The organism is Pseudomonas sp. B329, assembly GCF_023127835.1.
Lineage (GTDB): Bacteria > Pseudomonadota > Gammaproteobacteria > Pseudomonadales > Pseudomonadaceae > Aquipseudomonas > Aquipseudomonas synxantha_A.
Window position 1 is genome coordinate 112,523 of sequence record NZ_SPKP01000059.1, and the last position, 16,407, is coordinate 128,929.

Annotated in this window: 15 protein-coding genes; 11 read left to right on the forward strand and 4 right to left on the reverse strand. The window is 58.7% G+C overall.

Annotated features, from left to right (window positions below; genetic code table 11):
* The first annotated feature begins 27 nt into the window (after window positions 1-27).
* The 5 genes from lpdA to E4P00_RS26590 all read left to right on the forward strand — a co-directional run bounded on the left by lpdA (window position 28) and on the right by E4P00_RS26590 (window position 6,449).
* On the forward strand, window positions 28-1,464 hold the full coding sequence (gene lpdA, locus E4P00_RS26570; protein ID WP_005786578.1) for a dihydrolipoyl dehydrogenase: 1,437 nt from the start codon (window positions 28-30) through the stop codon (window positions 1,462-1,464).
* A 204-nt stretch (window positions 1,465-1,668) separates the two neighbouring features.
* Entirely contained in the window at window positions 1,669-2,835 is a 1,167-nt protein-coding gene (gene sucC / locus E4P00_RS26575; protein ID WP_003190011.1) for an ADP-forming succinate--CoA ligase subunit beta, read from the forward strand.
* On the forward strand, window positions 2,835-3,716 hold the full coding sequence (sucD, locus tag E4P00_RS26580) for a succinate--CoA ligase subunit alpha (RefSeq protein ID WP_003172813.1): 882 nt from the start codon (window positions 2,835-2,837) through the stop codon (window positions 3,714-3,716). Before sucC ends, sucD begins: the two co-directional genes overlap by 1 nt.
* A 422-nt stretch (window positions 3,717-4,138) precedes the next feature.
* Window positions 4,139-5,452 (forward strand): branched-chain amino acid transport system II carrier protein, encoded by a 1,314-nt coding sequence (gene brnQ / locus E4P00_RS26585; RefSeq protein WP_005786584.1) that lies wholly within the window; start codon window positions 4,139-4,141, stop codon window positions 5,450-5,452.
* Window positions 5,453-5,708: 256 nt separating this feature from the next.
* Window positions 5,709-6,449: a DUF599 family protein gene (locus E4P00_RS26590; protein WP_005786585.1), complete on the forward strand. Its 741-nt coding sequence runs from the start codon at window positions 5,709-5,711 to the stop codon at window positions 6,447-6,449.
* Window positions 6,450-6,532: 83 nt separating this feature from the next.
* Here the strand turns inward: E4P00_RS26590 and E4P00_RS26595 are convergent, their stop codons facing one another.
* Window positions 6,533-6,790, reverse strand: a complete 258-nt coding sequence (locus E4P00_RS26595) for a hypothetical protein (RefSeq protein ID WP_005786587.1) — start codon at window positions 6,788-6,790, stop codon at window positions 6,533-6,535.
* A 156-nt stretch (window positions 6,791-6,946) separates the two neighbouring features.
* Here E4P00_RS26595 and E4P00_RS26600 point away from each other — a divergent pair, with 156 nt between their 5' ends.
* The 4 genes from E4P00_RS26600 (at window position 6,947) to E4P00_RS26615 (ending at window position 10,660) form a co-directional block, all read left to right on the forward strand.
* On the forward strand, window positions 6,947-7,423 hold the full coding sequence (locus E4P00_RS26600; protein WP_005786588.1) for a PaaI family thioesterase: 477 nt from the start codon (window positions 6,947-6,949) through the stop codon (window positions 7,421-7,423).
* Entirely contained in the window at window positions 7,420-7,872 is a 453-nt protein-coding gene (locus E4P00_RS26605) for a PaaI family thioesterase (RefSeq protein ID WP_005786590.1), read from the forward strand. Before E4P00_RS26600 ends, E4P00_RS26605 begins: the two co-directional genes overlap by 4 nt.
* Window positions 7,873-7,961: 89 nt before the next feature.
* Window positions 7,962-9,866 carry a molecular chaperone HtpG gene (gene htpG / locus E4P00_RS26610; protein WP_078820733.1) on the forward strand — a complete coding sequence of 635 codons (1,905 nt, stop codon included), beginning with the start codon at window positions 7,962-7,964 and terminating at the stop codon, window positions 9,864-9,866.
* A gap of 65 nt (window positions 9,867-9,931) precedes the next feature.
* Window positions 9,932-10,660, forward strand: a complete 729-nt coding sequence (locus E4P00_RS26615) for a dienelactone hydrolase family protein (protein WP_078820724.1) — start codon at window positions 9,932-9,934, stop codon at window positions 10,658-10,660.
* A gap of 98 nt (window positions 10,661-10,758) precedes the next feature.
* On the opposite strand, the gene E4P00_RS26620 is transcribed toward E4P00_RS26615, so the two are convergent.
* Entirely contained in the window at window positions 10,759-11,625 is an 867-nt protein-coding gene (locus E4P00_RS26620; protein WP_248133347.1) for a pirin family protein, read from the reverse strand.
* A gap of 64 nt (window positions 11,626-11,689) precedes the next feature.
* The gene (locus tag E4P00_RS26625) at window positions 11,690-12,106 is read right to left on the reverse strand and encodes an OsmC family protein (protein ID WP_005786596.1); all 417 of its coding nucleotides are present in this window, start codon (window positions 12,104-12,106) and stop codon (window positions 11,690-11,692) included.
* A 137-nt stretch (window positions 12,107-12,243) separates the two neighbouring features.
* Between E4P00_RS26625 and E4P00_RS26630 the strand changes: the two genes are divergently transcribed.
* Together E4P00_RS26630 and E4P00_RS26635 are read left to right on the forward strand one after the other, a co-directional pair.
* Entirely contained in the window at window positions 12,244-13,266 is a 1,023-nt protein-coding gene (locus tag E4P00_RS26630) for an amidohydrolase family protein (RefSeq protein WP_248133348.1), read from the forward strand.
* A gap of 97 nt (window positions 13,267-13,363) precedes the next feature.
* Window positions 13,364-14,989 (forward strand): methyl-accepting chemotaxis protein, encoded by a 1,626-nt coding sequence (locus tag E4P00_RS26635; RefSeq protein ID WP_032877087.1) that lies wholly within the window; start codon window positions 13,364-13,366, stop codon window positions 14,987-14,989.
* A gap of 187 nt (window positions 14,990-15,176) precedes the next feature.
* Here the strand turns inward: E4P00_RS26635 and fabB are convergent, their stop codons facing one another.
* The gene (gene fabB / locus E4P00_RS26640) at window positions 15,177-16,397 is read right to left on the reverse strand and encodes a beta-ketoacyl-ACP synthase I (RefSeq protein WP_032877086.1); all 1,221 of its coding nucleotides are present in this window, start codon (window positions 16,395-16,397) and stop codon (window positions 15,177-15,179) included.
* Window positions 16,398-16,407 lie beyond the last annotated feature (10 nt).

Below are 16,407 nucleotides of genomic sequence, written 5' to 3' on the forward strand. Positions count from 1 at the left end.
CTTGTCGCAAATAGAGGATCTATTTTCATGACACAGAAATTTGACGTTGTAGTGATTGGTGCAGGCCCTGGCGGCTATGTTGCCGCCATCAAGGCTGCGCAACTGGGCCTCTCGACTGCTTGCATCGAAAAGTACACCGACAAGGAAGGCAAGCTGGCGCTGGGCGGTACCTGCCTGAACGTTGGTTGCATTCCTTCCAAGGCGCTGCTGGACAGCTCCTGGAAATTCCACGAAGCCCAAGACGGCTTCGCGATCCACGGCATCAACCATGCTGGCGTGACCATGGACGTGCCAGCAATGGTCGGCCGTAAAGCCAACATCGTCAAAGGCCTGACTTCCGGCGTTGCCACCTTGTTCAAGGCCAACGGTGTGACTTCCATTCAGGGTCACGGCAAGCTGCTGGCCGGCAAGAAAGTCGAAGTCACCAAGCCAGACGGTTCGGTTGAAGTCATCGAAGCCGAAAACGTGATCCTGGCACCTGGCTCGCGTCCAATCGACATTCCGCCTGCTCCAGTTGACAACAACGTGATCGTTGATTCGACTGGCGCCCTGGAATTCCAGGCTGTGCCTAAGCGCCTGGGCGTGATCGGCGCTGGCGTAATCGGTCTGGAACTGGGTTCGGTATGGTCCCGTCTGGGCGCTGAAGTCACCGTGCTGGAAGCCCTGGACACGTTCCTGCTGGCGGCCGACACTGCAGTCTCCAAAGAGGCGCTGAAAACCCTGACCAAACAAGGTCTGGACATCAAGCTCGGCGCCCGTGTCACCGGCTCCAAGGTCAACGGCGAAGAAGTCGTGGTGACCTACACCGATAAAGACGGCGAGCAGACCATCACCTTCGACAAGCTGATCGTTGCCGTTGGTCGCCGTCCAGTGACCAACGACCTGCTGGCTTCCGACAGCGGCGTGAACATCGACGAGCGTGGCTTCATCCACGTTGACGATCACTGCGCAACCACCGTACCGGGCGTATATGCGATCGGCGACGTGGTTCGTGGCATGATGCTGGCCCACAAGGCTTCCGAGGAAGGCATCATGGTCGTCGAGCGCATCAAGGGTCACAAGACCCAGATGAACTACGACCTGATCCCGTCGGTTATCTACACCCACCCGGAAATCGCATGGGTCGGCAAGAACGAACAGCAGTTGAAAGCTGAAGGCGTTGAAGTTAACGTCGGCACCTTCCCGTTTGCCGCTTCCGGCCGTGCCATGGCAGCCAACGACACCGGTGGTTTTGTCAAAGTCATCGCTGATGCCAAGACTGACCGCGTATTGGGCGTCCACGTGATTGGCCCAAGCGCTGCAGAACTGGTTCAGCAAGGCGCGATCGGTATGGAATTCGGCACCAGTGCCGAGGACCTGGGTATGATGGTCTTCTCCCATCCGACCCTGTCCGAAGCGTTGCACGAAGCAGCGTTGGCAGTGAATGGCGGTGCCATCCACATCGCCAACAAGAAGAAGCGCTAAGCGAGATAATAAGAAACCACGGCGGAGTTGCCCGTCGTGAGCCTTGCGCGCAAGACTCACCGCGGAATATCCGCTGGACGCAGCCTTGCGCAGCTTTACGGGCCATAAGCCCCGCAAGTTGCGCAAGCAGCAGTCACAGGTGGCGCGGCACTCATAATGAGCGCAGCGCCGAATGCGCAGTACCTAACGAAGACGGTAAAAAGCATGAATCTTCACGAGTATCAGGGTAAGCAGCTGTTCGCTGAATACGGCCTGCCAGTTTCCAAGGGCTACGCAGTAGACACCCCGGAAGCAGCAGCAGAAGCTTGCGACAAAATCGGTGGCAGCGAGTGGGTTGTCAAAGCCCAGGTCCACGCCGGTGGTCGCGGTAAAGCGGGCGGCGTTAAGCTGGTTCGCAGCAAAGAAGACGCCAAGGCCTTCGCACAGCAGTGGCTGGGCAAGCGTCTGGTGACTTACCAGACTGATGCCAATGGCCAGCCAGTCACCAAGATCCTGGTTGAATCGTGCACTGATATCGCTAAAGAGCTGTACCTGGGCGCTGTCGTTGACCGTTCGAGCCGTCGCATCGTGTTCATGGCTTCCACCGAAGGTGGCGTGGACATCGAGAAAATCGCTCACGAAACCCCAGAAAAAATTCTGAAGGCCACTATCGATCCACTGGTTGGCGCACAGCCGTTCCAGGGTCGTGAACTGGCGTTCCAGCTGGGTCTGGAAGGCAAGCAAGTTGCCCAGTTCGCCAAGATCTTCGTAGGTCTGGCCAAACTGTTCCAGGATCACGATCTGGCCCTGCTGGAAGTGAACCCGCTGGTGATCAAGGCTGACGGCGACCTGCATTGCCTTGATGCCAAGATCAACATCGACGCCAACGCCATGTACCGTCAGCCTAAGCTGAAGACTTTCCACGATCCGTCGCAAGACGATCCGCGCGAAGCGCACGCTGCCAAGTTCGAACTGAACTACGTAGCGCTGGAAGGCAACATCGGTTGCATGGTCAACGGTGCTGGCCTGGCCATGGGTACCATGGACATCGTCAACCTGCATGGCGGCAAACCAGCCAACTTCCTCGACGTAGGTGGTGGCGCTACCAAGGAACGCGTTACCGAAGCGTTCAAGATCATCCTGTCCGACTCCAACGTCGCTGCAGTACTGGTCAACATCTTCGGCGGCATCGTTCGTTGCGACATGATTGCCGAAGGCATCATCGGTGCAGTGAAAGAAGTTGGCGTTAAAATCCCGGTTGTTGTTCGCCTTGAAGGTAACAACGCTGAACTGGGCGCTAAAGTACTGGCAGAAAGCGGTTTGAACATCATCGCGGCTACCAGCCTGACCGACGCTGCTCAACAAGTTGTCAAAGCTGCGGAGGGCAAATAATGAGCGTCCTGATCAATAAAGACACCAAAGTTATCTGCCAGGGTATTACCGGTTCGCAAGGTAGTTTCCACACCCAGCAAGCCATCGAATACGGCACCAAGATGGTTGGCGGCGTAACTCCGGGCAAAGGCGGTACCGAGCACCTGGGCCTGCCAGTGTTCAACACCGTGAAAGACGCTGTAGCTGCCACTGGCGCTACCGCCAGTGTGATCTATGTTCCAGCTCCTTTCTGCAAGGACTCGATCCTGGAAGCGGCATTCGGCGGCATCAAGCTGATCGTGTGCATCACCGAAGGCATTCCTACCCTGGACATGCTGGACGCCAAAGTTAAGTGCGACGAGCTGGGCGTAGTCCTGATCGGCCCTAACTGCCCAGGTGTGATCACCCCAGGCGAATGCAAGATCGGCATCATGCCAGGTCACATTCACTTGCCAGGCAAGGTCGGTATCGTTTCCCGTTCCGGCACCCTGACCTACGAAGCTGTTAAGCAGACCACTGACGCCGGTTTCGGTCAGTCGACTTGCGTCGGCATCGGCGGTGACCCGATCCCAGGCTCGAACTTCATCGATATCCTGAAGCTGTTCCAGGAAGACCCGAAGACCGAAGCGATCGTGATGATCGGTGAGATCGGCGGTTCGGCTGAAGAAGAAGCGGCTGCCTACATCAAGGCACACGTGACCAAGCCGGTTGTTTCCTACATCGCTGGTGTGACTGCCCCTGCGGGCAAGCGCATGGGCCATGCTGGCGCAATCATCTCTGGCGGCAAAGGCACTGCAGACGAGAAGTTCGCTGCACTGCAAGACGCAGGTGTGAAAACCGTGCGTTCGCTGGCAGACATCGGCAAGGCCCTGGCCGAGCTGACCGGTTGGGCTGTCAAGTAAGCCTCGCGCTTAGCTGACGCTTCACCACACAAAGGCCACCTTCGGGTGGCCTTTGTGCATTCTGAAATAGAGTGAGGATGTACTTGGTCCCGTGTGGGAGCTGGCTTGCCTGCGATGCAGGCACCTCGGTGCATCAGACACATCGAGTCGATGCCATCGCAGGCAAGCCAGCTCCCACAGGGGCCAGCATTGCCCAATTAAGTATGAAAACGCGACATTCAAATGTCGCTTATCGGACAGTTCGCCCCGCAACAGTGCGTTTGTCAGCCTGATTCTGTACTCTAGCCGCCTCTTTATGCGTCCGCATCCCAAAAGGAAGCTGCGCGCTAGACCGGTCGGTCCCCATAAGGGCCGGCAGCATTTCCCTCATCCATAGGGAAGCCCTCTCTAAATTCCGATTCAGTAGTGTGGTATTTCCTCAAATGAAAGTGTTGAAAAGCCAGGATATCCTGGCGCTGGGCTTTATGACCTTTGCCCTGTTCGTGGGCGCTGGCAACATCATCTTCCCGCCTATCGTGGGTTTGCAGTCCGGGCCACATGTCTGGATGGCCGCGCTTGGCTTTTTGATCACCGCGGTCGGTTTGCCGGTGGTCACCGTGATTGCCCTGGCCAAGGTCGGTGGTGGCATGGATGCGCTGAGTAGCCCGATCGGCAAGATCGCCGGTGGCCTGCTGGCGGCGGCGGCGTACCTGGCGGTGGGGCCGCTGTTCGCTACCCCGCGTACTGCGACCGTGTCATTCGAAGTGGGCCTGGCGCCACTGACCGGTGAAAGCCCGTTGGCGCTGTTCCTCTACAGCTCGGTGTATTTCCTGGTGGTGTTCTTTGTGTCCCTGTACCCAGGTCGACTGCTGGACACCGTGGGCCGCTTCCTCGCGCCGCTGAAGATCATCGCCCTGGCCATCCTCGGCATTGCCGCGTTTGCGTTGCCGGCCGGTGAAGTGGGCGTCGCTACGCCGGAATACGTGGCCGCACCGTTCTCCCAGGGCTTTATCAATGGTTACCTGACCATGGATACGCTGGGTGCGCTGGTGTTCGGCATCGTGATCGTCAACGCGATCCGTTCACGGGGTGTCGAGTCGCCCCAACTGATCACCCGTTACGCCATTATCGCCGGCCTGATTGCCGGCGTGGGCCTGGCGCTGGTGTACATCAGCCTGTTCCGCCTGGGTTCGGGCAGCCATGCCGTGGCTGCCGGTGCCAGCAACGGCGCAGCCGTACTGCACGCTTATGTGCAACACACATTCGGCTCCCTGGGCAGCGGCTTCCTCGCCGTGCTGATCTCCCTGGCGTGCCTGGTCACTGCCGTCGGCCTGACCTGCGCCTGCGCCGAGTACTTCAGCAAAATCCTGCCGCTGTCCTACAAGACACTGGTGGTGATTCTGGCGTTGTTCTCGCTGTTCGTGTCCAACCTGGGCCTGACCAAACTGATCGCGTTCTCGATTCCGGTGCTTACAGCGATCTACCCGCCGTGCATCGTGCTGGTAGCCCTGAGTTTCTGCAAAGGCTTCTGGCAGGAACAGGGCCGTATCGTCGGCCCGGTGATGTTGGTGTCATTCATCTTTGGTTGTATCGACGCACTCAAGGGCGCGGGCCTGGCGGGTTGGATGCCTACACAATTGGCAAACTTGCCGCTGAGCGAGCAAGGCTTGGCGTGGTTGGTGCCATCAGTGATGACGCTGGTGGTGGCCGTGGTGATCGATCGTATGCTGGGCAAGCGTAGCGAAGCCGTCGCATAACCCGCGGTTTGTGCTGCACTGAAATGCCCCGTATCAAACGATACGGGGCATTTTTTTTGAGTCGATGGCAGTGTCTTTTTTTTGGGGATGGCGTCAAAAATCTCAAGTTGAAATCACCGGTCGGTGTGGGAGCTGGCTTGCCTGCGATGGCGGTACATCGGTTGGCGCGGTGGTGACTGCAAAGACGCTATCGCAGGCAAGCCAGCTCCCACATTTGGACCGTGTCGGCCCTATCATCCTGTGTACAAGGACCCGCATGTCGTTCGTCGAAACCAATCAAGTCCATCTGCTTGCCGCCCTCTGGTTCATCCTGTGCTGGGGTGGCTATACCCGTTATGCCACCTGGAAAGCCCGGGATACGGCCTGCCTGGCCAGCGTATTGCACCTGTACCGCGAAGACTGGATGCGTCGCATGTTGTTGCGCGATAACCGCATCGCCGATGCCAGCGTGATCGGCAACCTGGAGCGTAATGCCTCGTTCTTTGCCTCCAGCACCTTGATCATCCTTGCGGGTATTCTGACCGTGCTCGGTGCTTCCGAGCGGGCGGTGTCGTTGCTGGCAGACATTCCTATGGTGCAGCAGGCCTCCCAAGGCATGTCGGAGATCAAGTTGCTGTGCCTGGCCCTGGTATTTGTCTATGCGTTTTTTACTTTCAGCTGGTGCATGCGTCAGTACAACTTCGCTGCGGTGCTAGTGGGCTCGGCGCCGATGATTGGTGAGCGGCACGTGTCGGAGCAGGAGCGCAATGCATTTGCCTTGCGGGCGGCGCGGGTGATTTCGATGGCGGCCAACCAGTTCAACTTTGGGCTGCGCGCTTATTACTTCGGCATGACCATGCTGGCCTGGTTTGTCAGCCCTTGGTTGTTCATGTTGATGAGCAGCGGGGTGGTATTGGTGCTTTATCGCCGCGAGTTTCACTCCGACGTCTTGCAGGTGATGGTGTATACCCCGACTAATATGCAAGCTTCGGATGCTGCAAAAGAGAGTGTTTCTTAAAGGCCGGATAAAACAGCAGGCAAAGAAAAGCCCGCTTTATAAGCGGGCTTTCTGTTGCAGCACTACAGGTTCACACCCGGCAATTACTGCTTGGCAGGTTCTGCAGGTGCGGCAGGTGCAGCTTCTTTTGCAGCTTCGGCGTTCGATTCAGCCTGAGCTTTGGCAGCTTCGGCGTTTTCTTTCGCAGCGTCGTTCACTTTATCCTGTGCTTTAGCCATGTCTTGCTGTGCTTGCTCAGAATGTGCAGCGGCATCTTGGGCTTTGTCTTCGGATTTCTTGTCGCAGGCAGCCAGACCGAGTGCAGCGGCCAGCATCATGGAAATAGCTAATGTCTTGCGCATGGGGTGTTTCTCCTTATTGAAGATATCTACTGGCCTTTCGAACCCAAGGGGCCAGCATTAGTTCCTTTTGTCCCACAGATATATAACGCTTTTCGCACAAAAACTTTTTCCGGCGATTTAGTCCGCTGCTTTCACACTAATAAGAGTCTAAAAACAATGACCGAAAACCCCTTGTTAGAGCGTGCTGCGCGCTTTGTCTCGGCGCTGCGCCATTGTCAGGTGCTGGGTGTGGCTGTCCACGCTGCAAGCGAGGAGGGCATGACCCTGGTGTTGCCGTATGGGCCACATCTTGTTGGTGATCCCGCAACCTGCGTGATTCATGGTGGCGCCCTGACCTCGTTGATGGACACAGCCTGCGGCATGGCCACCTTGTGCGTATTACCCGAATTCGAGGTGTGCCCGACCCTGGACCTGCGTATCGACTACATGCGTGCAGCCGAGCCGCACAAGCCGGTGTATGGCTTCGCGCAATGTTACCGGGTGACCACCGATGTGATCTTCACGCGCGGGTTCGCCTATCAGGATGACCCGCAACAACCCATCGCCCATGTGGTGGGCACGTTCATGCGTATGGGCAAGCGCCTAAAAGGCACGCAAGGGCTGGGCAGCACGATCAAGGGAGAGCAGGCATGACGCATCGATTCAAGACCCGTCTGGAGCAGGCTCTCGAGCGTGGCAACTACGACGCACTGCTGGGCTTGGTGCCCTACGCCAAGCTGATCGGCATCGAATGCACCCGTCTGGGAGATGAGCTGCTGTTTCGCCTGCCGGCCAACAAGGACAATATTGGTAACCCCATATTGCCGGCGTTGCACGGCGGGGTGATCGCCGGCTTCATGGAGCTGTCGGCGGCCCTGCATCTAAGGGTATTTACCGGGGCTCCGGGCCTGCCAAAAATCATCGATTTTTCCCTGGATTACCTGCGCGCCGGCCAGTTTCGCGACACTTACGCCAAATGCCAGGTGTGCCGCCAGGGCCGGCGCGTCGCCAATGTGGCGATCACCGCCTGGCAAACCACCGAGGCCGAGCCGATTGCCACCGCCCGCGCACATTTCAAGATTGAGGAATTGGCCCGCCCTTGAAATCCCGGTCTTAGCCCCCAACTTTGATGACAACCCGCCGCCAACCCTTTCGGGCGCGGCCACTGCCATCCAATTGGAGTTTGATGACCATGAGTGTGGAAACTCAAAAGGAAACCCTGGGCTTCCAGACCGAGGTGAAGCAACTGCTGCACCTCATGATCCATTCGCTGTATTCCAACAAGGAAATCTTCCTTCGCGAATTGATCTCGAACGCCTCTGACGCTGTCGACAAATTACGTTTCGAAGCCCTGTCCAAGCCTGAGTTGCTGGAAGGGGGCGCGGAACTGAAAATCCGTGTGAGCTACGACAAGGACGCCAAGACCGTCACGATCGAAGACAACGGTATCGGCATGAGCCGTGAAGACGCGATTACCCACTTGGGTACCATCGCCAAATCCGGCACCGCAGATTTCATGAAGAACCTGTCGGGCGACCAGAAAAAAGATTCTCATCTGATCGGCCAATTCGGCGTGGGCTTCTATTCGGCCTTCATCGTTGCCGACAAGGTTGAAGTATTCAGCCGTCGTGCCGGCCTCGACGCCAGCGAAGGCGTGCATTGGGCGTCCAAAGGCGAGGGCGAGTTTGAAATTGCCACTGTCGACAAGGCAGATCGCGGTACCCGCATCGTGCTGCACCTGAAATCCGGTGAAGACGAATTCGCTGATGGCTGGCGCCTGCGCAACATCATCAAGAAATACTCCGACCACATCGCTTTGCCGATCGAGCTGCCGAAAGAACAGACGGCTGCCGAAGGCGAAGAGAAGCCTGCCGTGGAATGGGAAACCGTCAACCGCGCCAGCGCCCTGTGGACCCGTCCGCGTACCGAGATCAAGGACGAGGAATACCAGGAGTTCTACAAGCACATCGGCCACGACTACGAAAACCCGCTGAGCTGGAGCCACAACAAGGTTGAAGGCAAGCTGGAATACAGCTCGCTGCTCTACGTACCGGCCCGTGCTCCGTTCGACCTGTACCAGCGCGAAGCGCCGAAGGGCTTGAAGCTCTACGTGCAGCGCGTGTTCGTGATGGACCAGGCGGAATCCTTCCTGCCGCTGTACCTGCGCTTTATCAAGGGCGTGGTCGACTCCAACGACCTGTCGCTGAACGTGTCGCGGGAAATCCTGCAAAAAGACCCGATCATCGACTCCATGAAGTCGGCGCTGACCAAGCGTGTGCTCGACATGTTGGAAAAACTGGCGAAGAACGAGCCTGAGCAATACAAGAGCTTCTGGAAAAACTTCGGTCAGGTGATGAAGGAAGGCCCGGCGGAAGACTTTGCCAACAAGGAAAAAATCGCCGGCCTGCTGCGTTTTGCTTCGACTCAGGGCGAAGACGGCGAGCAGGTTGTGTCCCTGGCTGACTACCTGGCACGCGCCAAGGAAGGTCAGGACAAGATCTACTACCTGACTGGCGAAACCTACGCGCAGGTTAAAAACAGCCCGCACCTGGAAGTCTTCCGCAAGAAAGGCATCGAAGTGCTGCTGCTGACCGACCGTATCGATGAGTGGCTGATGAGCTACCTCACCGAGTTCGACGGCAAGTCGTTCGTTGACGTTGCCCGTGGCGACCTGGACCTGGGCAACCTGGATTCCGAGGAAGACAAGAAAGCCGCCGAAGAAGTCGCCAAGTCCAAAGAGGGCCTGGTTGAACGGATCAAGGCGTCCCTGGGCGAAGCAGTCAGTGAAGTGCGGGTTTCCCACCGCCTGACCGACTCCCCGGCGATCCTGGCCATTGGCGAGCAGGACCTGGGCATGCAGATGCGTCAGATCCTTGAAGCCAGCGGCCAGAAGGTCCCGGACTCCAAGCCGATCTTCGAATTCAACCCGGCTCACCCGCTGATCGAGAAACTCGATGGCGAGCAGAGCGAAGAGCGGTTTGGCGACCTGTCGCACATCCTCTTCGACCAGGCGGCTCTGGCCGCTGGCGACAGCCTCAAAGACCCGGCCGCCTATGTGCGCCGACTGAACAAGCTGTTGGTTGAATTGTCGGTTTAACACCGTTGTAGAAAAAACCCGCTTCGGCGGGTTTTTTCGTTAATCCTCCTCAACTGGAGAAAATGATGAGCCAAGTCACAGTACGTTCCGTGGTCTATCAGATTGATGGCCAGTCTTATGAAAGCCGCCTGGCGTTCGATGCCAGCCACAAGGGCCCGCTGCCGGGGCTGCTGATGGCACCGAACTGGATGGGCGTGAGTGCGGGTGCCGAAGAAATCGCCAAGAGTGTTGCCGGCAAAGGCTACGTGGTGCTGATTGCCGACTTGTATGGGCAAACTGTACGCCCGACCAATGGCGATGAAGCCGGCGCAGCGATGATGCCGTTGAAAAATGATCGTCCATTGTTGAACAAGCGTATGCAGGCGGCCTTCGAGCAACTGCAAGGCCAGACCGAGGCAGCCGTTGATACGTCGAAGCTGGCAGCCTTCGGTTTCTGCTTCGGCGGTTGCTGCGCTCTGGAATTGGCACGTACCGGTGCGCCGGTGAAGGCGGCTGTCTCTTTCCACGGTACCCTCGACACGCCGAACCCGGCGGATGCGAAAAACATCAAGGGTTCAGTGTTGGTATTGCATGGTGCGTCCGATCCATTGGTGCCCAAAGAGCAACTGCCAGCGTTCGAAGAGGAAATGAACGCAGCGGGTGTGGATTGGCAGTTGCTGAGCTACGGCGGCGCAGTGCATTCCTTCACCGATCCCCATGCCAATGTGCCAGGCAAGATGATGTACGACGCGAAGACCGCTGCGCGGGCTTTCCAGTCGATGCATAACTTGTTGGATGAAGTGTTCAAGGGCTGACTCTGCGGCGCCTGACCTGACGCCATCGCGGGCAAGCCCAGCTCCCACATTTAAAGGTGCACACCCACCCAGTGTGCGAGCTGGCTTGCCTGCGATAGCTATTTCACAGGCAACTCAATTCGTTCTGACTCCCCCGGCACCCTCGGCCAGTCCCCAGCAGCCCAGCGCTGTCTGGCGTGCTCGATCACTGCCGGATCGCTCGCCACGAAATTCCAGTTGATCCGCCGCGGCCCGTCCAGCGGCGCCCCGCCAAACACCACCACATGGCAGTCGGTTTCGGCAAACAATGTCATCTCTTGCCCTGGCGGCAATACCATCAGGCTATGCACTGCCAGCGGCTCACCGTCGAGCTGCGCCTCACCTTCCAGCACATACACCGCGCGCTCCTCATGCTCATCGGGGATCAGCAAGGTGGTGGCTGTTTGCATCTGCACCTCGGCATACAACGTCGGCGAGAGCACCGGCACTGGTGACTTGAGACAGAAACCATCACCGGCAATCAGGCGCACCTGCACGCCCAGGTTATCGCTCACCGGCAAGCTCGCCGCCGGGTGATGGCTGTAATGGCCGGGGCCGGTCTCGTGGTCCTTGGGGGAGGCCAGCCACACCTGCAGGCCGTGCAGCTTGAAACCACTGGCCTTGAGCGCTTCGGGGGTACGCTCGACATGGGCAATCGCGCTGCCCGCGGTCATCCAGCTGACATCGCCGGCCTGCACCACCTGATCCGAGCCGAGGCTGTCCTTGTGCTGCAAGGCGCCTTCAAACAGGTAGGTGAGGGTAGACAGGCCGATATGCGGATGTTGGCGGATATTCATGCCGGTACCCGGCGCATAGGCGGTGGGCAGCATATGGTCGAAAAACACAAAGGGCCCGACGCTACGGCATTCACGGGAAGGCAGCGGGCGCAGGATCGGCTGCCCTTCGACATCTTCGGCGCGGGGGCGGATCACGGTAAGGGTGGTCATGGTGCATCCCTGTCTGAGCGGGTTGGATGCGTCTGAGCATAACCCGCCCGATGGGACGTTGGCGCTATGCGCTGAAGGCACCTTCCGATAATTTCGTCTCGATGCTGATTTCGGCGGTGGTCATCAGCTTGTGTACCGGGCACTTGTCCGCAACGCGATGCAACTCCTCGCGCTGCTCATCGCTCAGCACACCCTTGAGGGTCAATTTGACGCTGAGTTTGTATTTGCCTTTCTGCTCTTCGGCGGCGTCGTGGGTCACTTCAACGGTCACGCCGGTGAGCGGGATATCTTTCTTCTGTGCATAGAGCTTGACCGTCAGGGCTTTGCATGACGCCAGCGCAGCATCGAAATAGTCGTGGGGAGAGGGCGCCGAGTCGTCGCCACCCAGGCTCTTTGGCAGGTCGGTAAACAGTTCGTGGTGATTGATATTGACGCTGTGACGGAAGTTTTCAGCGTTCAATGTATTAACGGTAACAGGCATGGCGAACCTCTCAAGGGGCAGGATGAAGGTCATGCAGTTATAGAGCATGCTGGCGCCCAAGTGTTCCAGTTTTTCCGCGCTGAACCTCGAAGGTAGGCGCAAGGTCTACCCGTATCAGCCCTGATTGAGGTTTCACCGTGCTTCGGACCCGCCTGAGTCTTGCCTTGTTGCTCGCTGCCAGCGGCCTTGCCGCGCAGGCCCGCGACTATGTCTACAGTGACGCGCACATGCATTACGTGGATTTTTTCCAGGAAACGGCAGGCATGGACAAACTGCTCAAGGCGATGTCCGAGAACCGCATCGAACATGTAATGATTTCCGGCATCCCCGTGGCCAAGAAATGGCACGAAGACGAGCCCAAGCGCCCCCGCTACTACGCTGGTGATGACGCCGATGCCTATTGGTACAGCGCCACCGATGTGATTGTCGCGGCAGCGGTCAATAAGCTGACCCCCGAGCAGCGCCAGCACTTTCACCCGTTCCTGGCCGGCTTCAACCCCAACGACAAGAACTCCGCTGCCCATATCCAGCGCATGATCGACCTCAACCCCGGGCTGTGGCAGGGTATCGGTGAAGTGTTTACCCGCCATGACGACCTTACCGCCCTGACCTCAGGCGACACGCCCCGCGCCAACAACGAAGCCATGACGCGTATCTACCACCTGGCCGCCGAAAACGACCTGCCCGTGATGCTGCACTCCAACATCACTTCCAAGCGAGAGCGTAACCCACTGTACCTGGCGGAAGTCGAAGAGCCGTTGCGTAACCACCCGCATACGCGCTTTATCTGGGCCCATGCTGGCACCAGCAAGGAAATTCACCGGCATCAGGTGCAGATGGACTTTTTGCTGCCCACCTTGAACCGCATGCTCGACGCGTACCCCAACCTGTATATCGACCTGTCCTGGAGCATGCTCACGCCCTATCTGCTGGATGAGGCGGGTCAGCCTCGGCAGGAGTGGGTGAAGCTGGTGGAGCGCTTCCCTGAGCGCTTTATGCTGGGATCTGACGTGGTAGGGCGTTTCAATAAGTTAGGTAAGGAGATGCGTCGCTTCGAGCCCTTCCTCGATGCATTGCCCGAGGAGGTGGCGCACAAGGTGGCGCGGGATAATTTCCTTGCCATCCTGCCCAAGCCGCCTGGCAATGGTCAGGTGCATTGATATCGCGTTTTCGTCTTACATAAATGGCGGAGGGTGCCGATAACTTCCAAGACCACACTGCAGGTGGATGCAGTACTTTTTTGGAAGGAATCCAGGCATGAATATCCGTAGTTTGAATATCGCGCCTCGCGCCGGCTTGGGCTTTGGCGTGCTGGCCTTGATGGTATTCGCGTTGGGCGGCTTTGCCCTGTTGCAGATGGCCAATATGCGCCAGCAGTCGGACCAGGTAGAGAACAACTGGTTGCCCAGCGTCATGGCGGTGGGGGAGATGAATCAGGACCTGCTGCGCGTGCGTGCGCTGACCCTGCGCTTGTTGGTTAACCGCGATCCGCAGGCGCTGGCACAAAACGAGCAGAAACTGACCGACCTCAAGAATGGCATGCCCCATGCGCAAGCCCTCTACGAAGGGCTGATCGTGCTCCCTGAAGAGCGCACGCTGTTCGATCGTTTCAAGGCCCAGGAACAGCAATACCTGCAACGTCAGGATCAGGTAATGGCGTTTTCCAAGGCCAACCGGCTCGATGAAGCGATCAAAGTGGCCAACGGTGAGATGAATCAGCTCGCCGATCAAATCGCCGTCACGTTGCGCGATCTGGTCACCCTCAATAAAACCAGTGCCAACCAGGCGGCCAGCCTCGCGCAAAGCGTTTTCAGTCAGTCGCGTACCGGGGTGATTGGCATGATCATCCTCACGGCATTGATCACCATTGGCCTGGCGGTCTGGCTGACCCGCAGCATCGTGCTACCGCTGGCCCAATCGCTGAAAGTAGCTCAGGGCGTGGCCAGCGGCGACCTGACCGGTGAGATCCGCGTGAGCGGCAGCGATGAGCCGGCGCGTTTGCAGCAGGCTCTCAAGGGCATGCAAGAGAATCTGCGCGATACTATCCGGCGCATTGCTGAATCGTCCAACCAATTGGCTTCTGCTTCCGAAGAACTCAGTTGCGTGACGGAGGATGCCACGCGCGGCCTGCATCAGCAGAACCAGGAGATCGAACAGGCGGCCACGGCGGTCAACCAGATGACGGCGGCGGTGGAAGAGGTGGCGAGCAACGCGGTGGCCACGTCCCATGCTTCACGCGATTCTGACCGCATTGCCCAGCAGGGCCGTGAGCAGGTGCAGCAGACGGTGGTGTCGATTGAAGCCCTGGCTACCGATGTGACCGCCAATGTGACCCAGGTCGAGGCGCTGGCGCAAAAGGTCTATGGCATCAGTAAAGTCCTGGACGTGATTCGCTCGATTGCCGAGCAAACCAACCTGCTGGCACTGAACGCGGCCATTGAAGCGGCGCGAGCCGGGGATGCCGGGCGCGGTTTTGCGGTAGTGGCCGATGAAGTGCGTGCCTTGGCCCATCGCACGCAACAGTCGACCCAGGAAATCGAGCAGATGATCAGTGGGATTCAGCAGGGCACCGACCAGGCCGTCAGCTCCATGCAACAGAGCAACACGCGGGCGCGTTCCACGCTGGATATCGCCAAGTCTGCCGGCACGGCGCTGGAAGAGATCGCCTCGGCATTCACCCTGATCAACGAGCGCAACCTGTTGATTGCCAGTGCTTCGGAGCAGCAGGCAGCAGTGGCGCGGGAGGTGGATCGTAACTTGACGAATATCCGCGACCTGGCGCACCAGACGTCTGCCGGGGCGAACCAGACCAGCGCGGCGAGCCAGGAGTTGTCGCGGTTGGCGGTGGACCTGAATTCGATGGTGGCGCGGTTTTCGGTGTAGGGCGGGGAACCGGGTTGACCCATTCGCAGGCAAGCCAGCTCCCACACTGGACTGCATTCCTTCAGGATGAACGCGATCGAAGGTGGGAGCTGGCTTGCCTGCGATGAAGGCGACGCGGTTTCAAATCAAAGCGCAAAAAAAAGCCCCGAACCAGTCGGGGCTTTTTCATGTGATCAACCTGCGAGGCTTACTTGCCCTGCCAGCGTTTCAGCACGAGGGTGGCATTGGTGCCACCGAAGCCGAAGCTGTTGCTCATCACGGTGTCGATTTTTGCATCTTCACGGGTCTTGGTCAGGATCGGCATATCAGCAACGGCTGGGTCCAGCTCGTCGATGTTGGCCGAGCCGGCCATGAAGTTGCCTTCCATCATCAGCAGGCAGTAGATCGCTTCGTGAACGCCGGCGGCGCCCAGGGAGTGACCCGACAGGCTCTTGGTAGAGCTGATGGCCGGAGCCTTGTCGCCGAATACCGCGCGCACGCCTTCCATTTCCTTGGCGTCGCCGACCGGAGTCGAGGTGCCGTGGGTGTTCAGGTAGTCGATTGGGGTATCAACGGTGGACATGGCCATCTGCATGCAGCGGATCGCGCCTTCGCCGCTTGGGGCAACCATGTCGTAGCCGTCGGACGTCGCGCCGTAGCCGACGATTTCCGCGTAGATCTTGGCGCCGCGGGCCAGAGCGTGTTCCAGCTCTTCAACCACGACCATGCCGCCACCGCCGGCGATGACGAAACCGTCACGCTTGGCGTCGTAGGCGCGAGAGGCTTTCTCTGGGGTTTCGTTGTACTGGGTGGACAGTGCGCCCATGGCGTCGAACAGGAACGACTGGCTCCAATGCTCTTCTTCACCGCCGCCGGCGAATACGATGTCCTGCTTGCCCAGCTGGATCTGCTCAACGGCAGTCCCGATGCAGTGGGCGCTGGTGGCGCACGCGGAGGAGATCGAGTAGTTCACGCCCTTGATCTGGAATGGCGTGGCCAGGCAGGCGGAAACGGTGCTGCCCATGGTCCGCGTGACACGGTACGGGCCAACGCGCTTCACGCCTTTTTCGCGCAGGATATCCAGCGCTTCCATCTGGTTGAGGGTCGATGCGCCGCCGGAGCCGGCAATCAGGCCGGTGCGTACGTTCGAAACCTGGTCTTCGCTCAGGCCCGAATCGGCGATCGCGTCTTTCATGGCCAGGTAGGCGTAGGCGGCAGCGTGGCCGACGAAGCGATAGATCTTGCGATCGATCAGTTCTTCGAGGGGCAGGTCGATGGAGCCGGAAACCTGGCTACGCAGACCCATTTCGGCATATTCCGGGTTGAAGCGGATGCCAGGGCGACTTGCACGCAGGTTAGCGGTGACGGTCTCTTTGTCATTGCCCAGGCAAGAAACGATGCCCAGACCAGTGATAACGACGCGGCGCATGCGGATAACC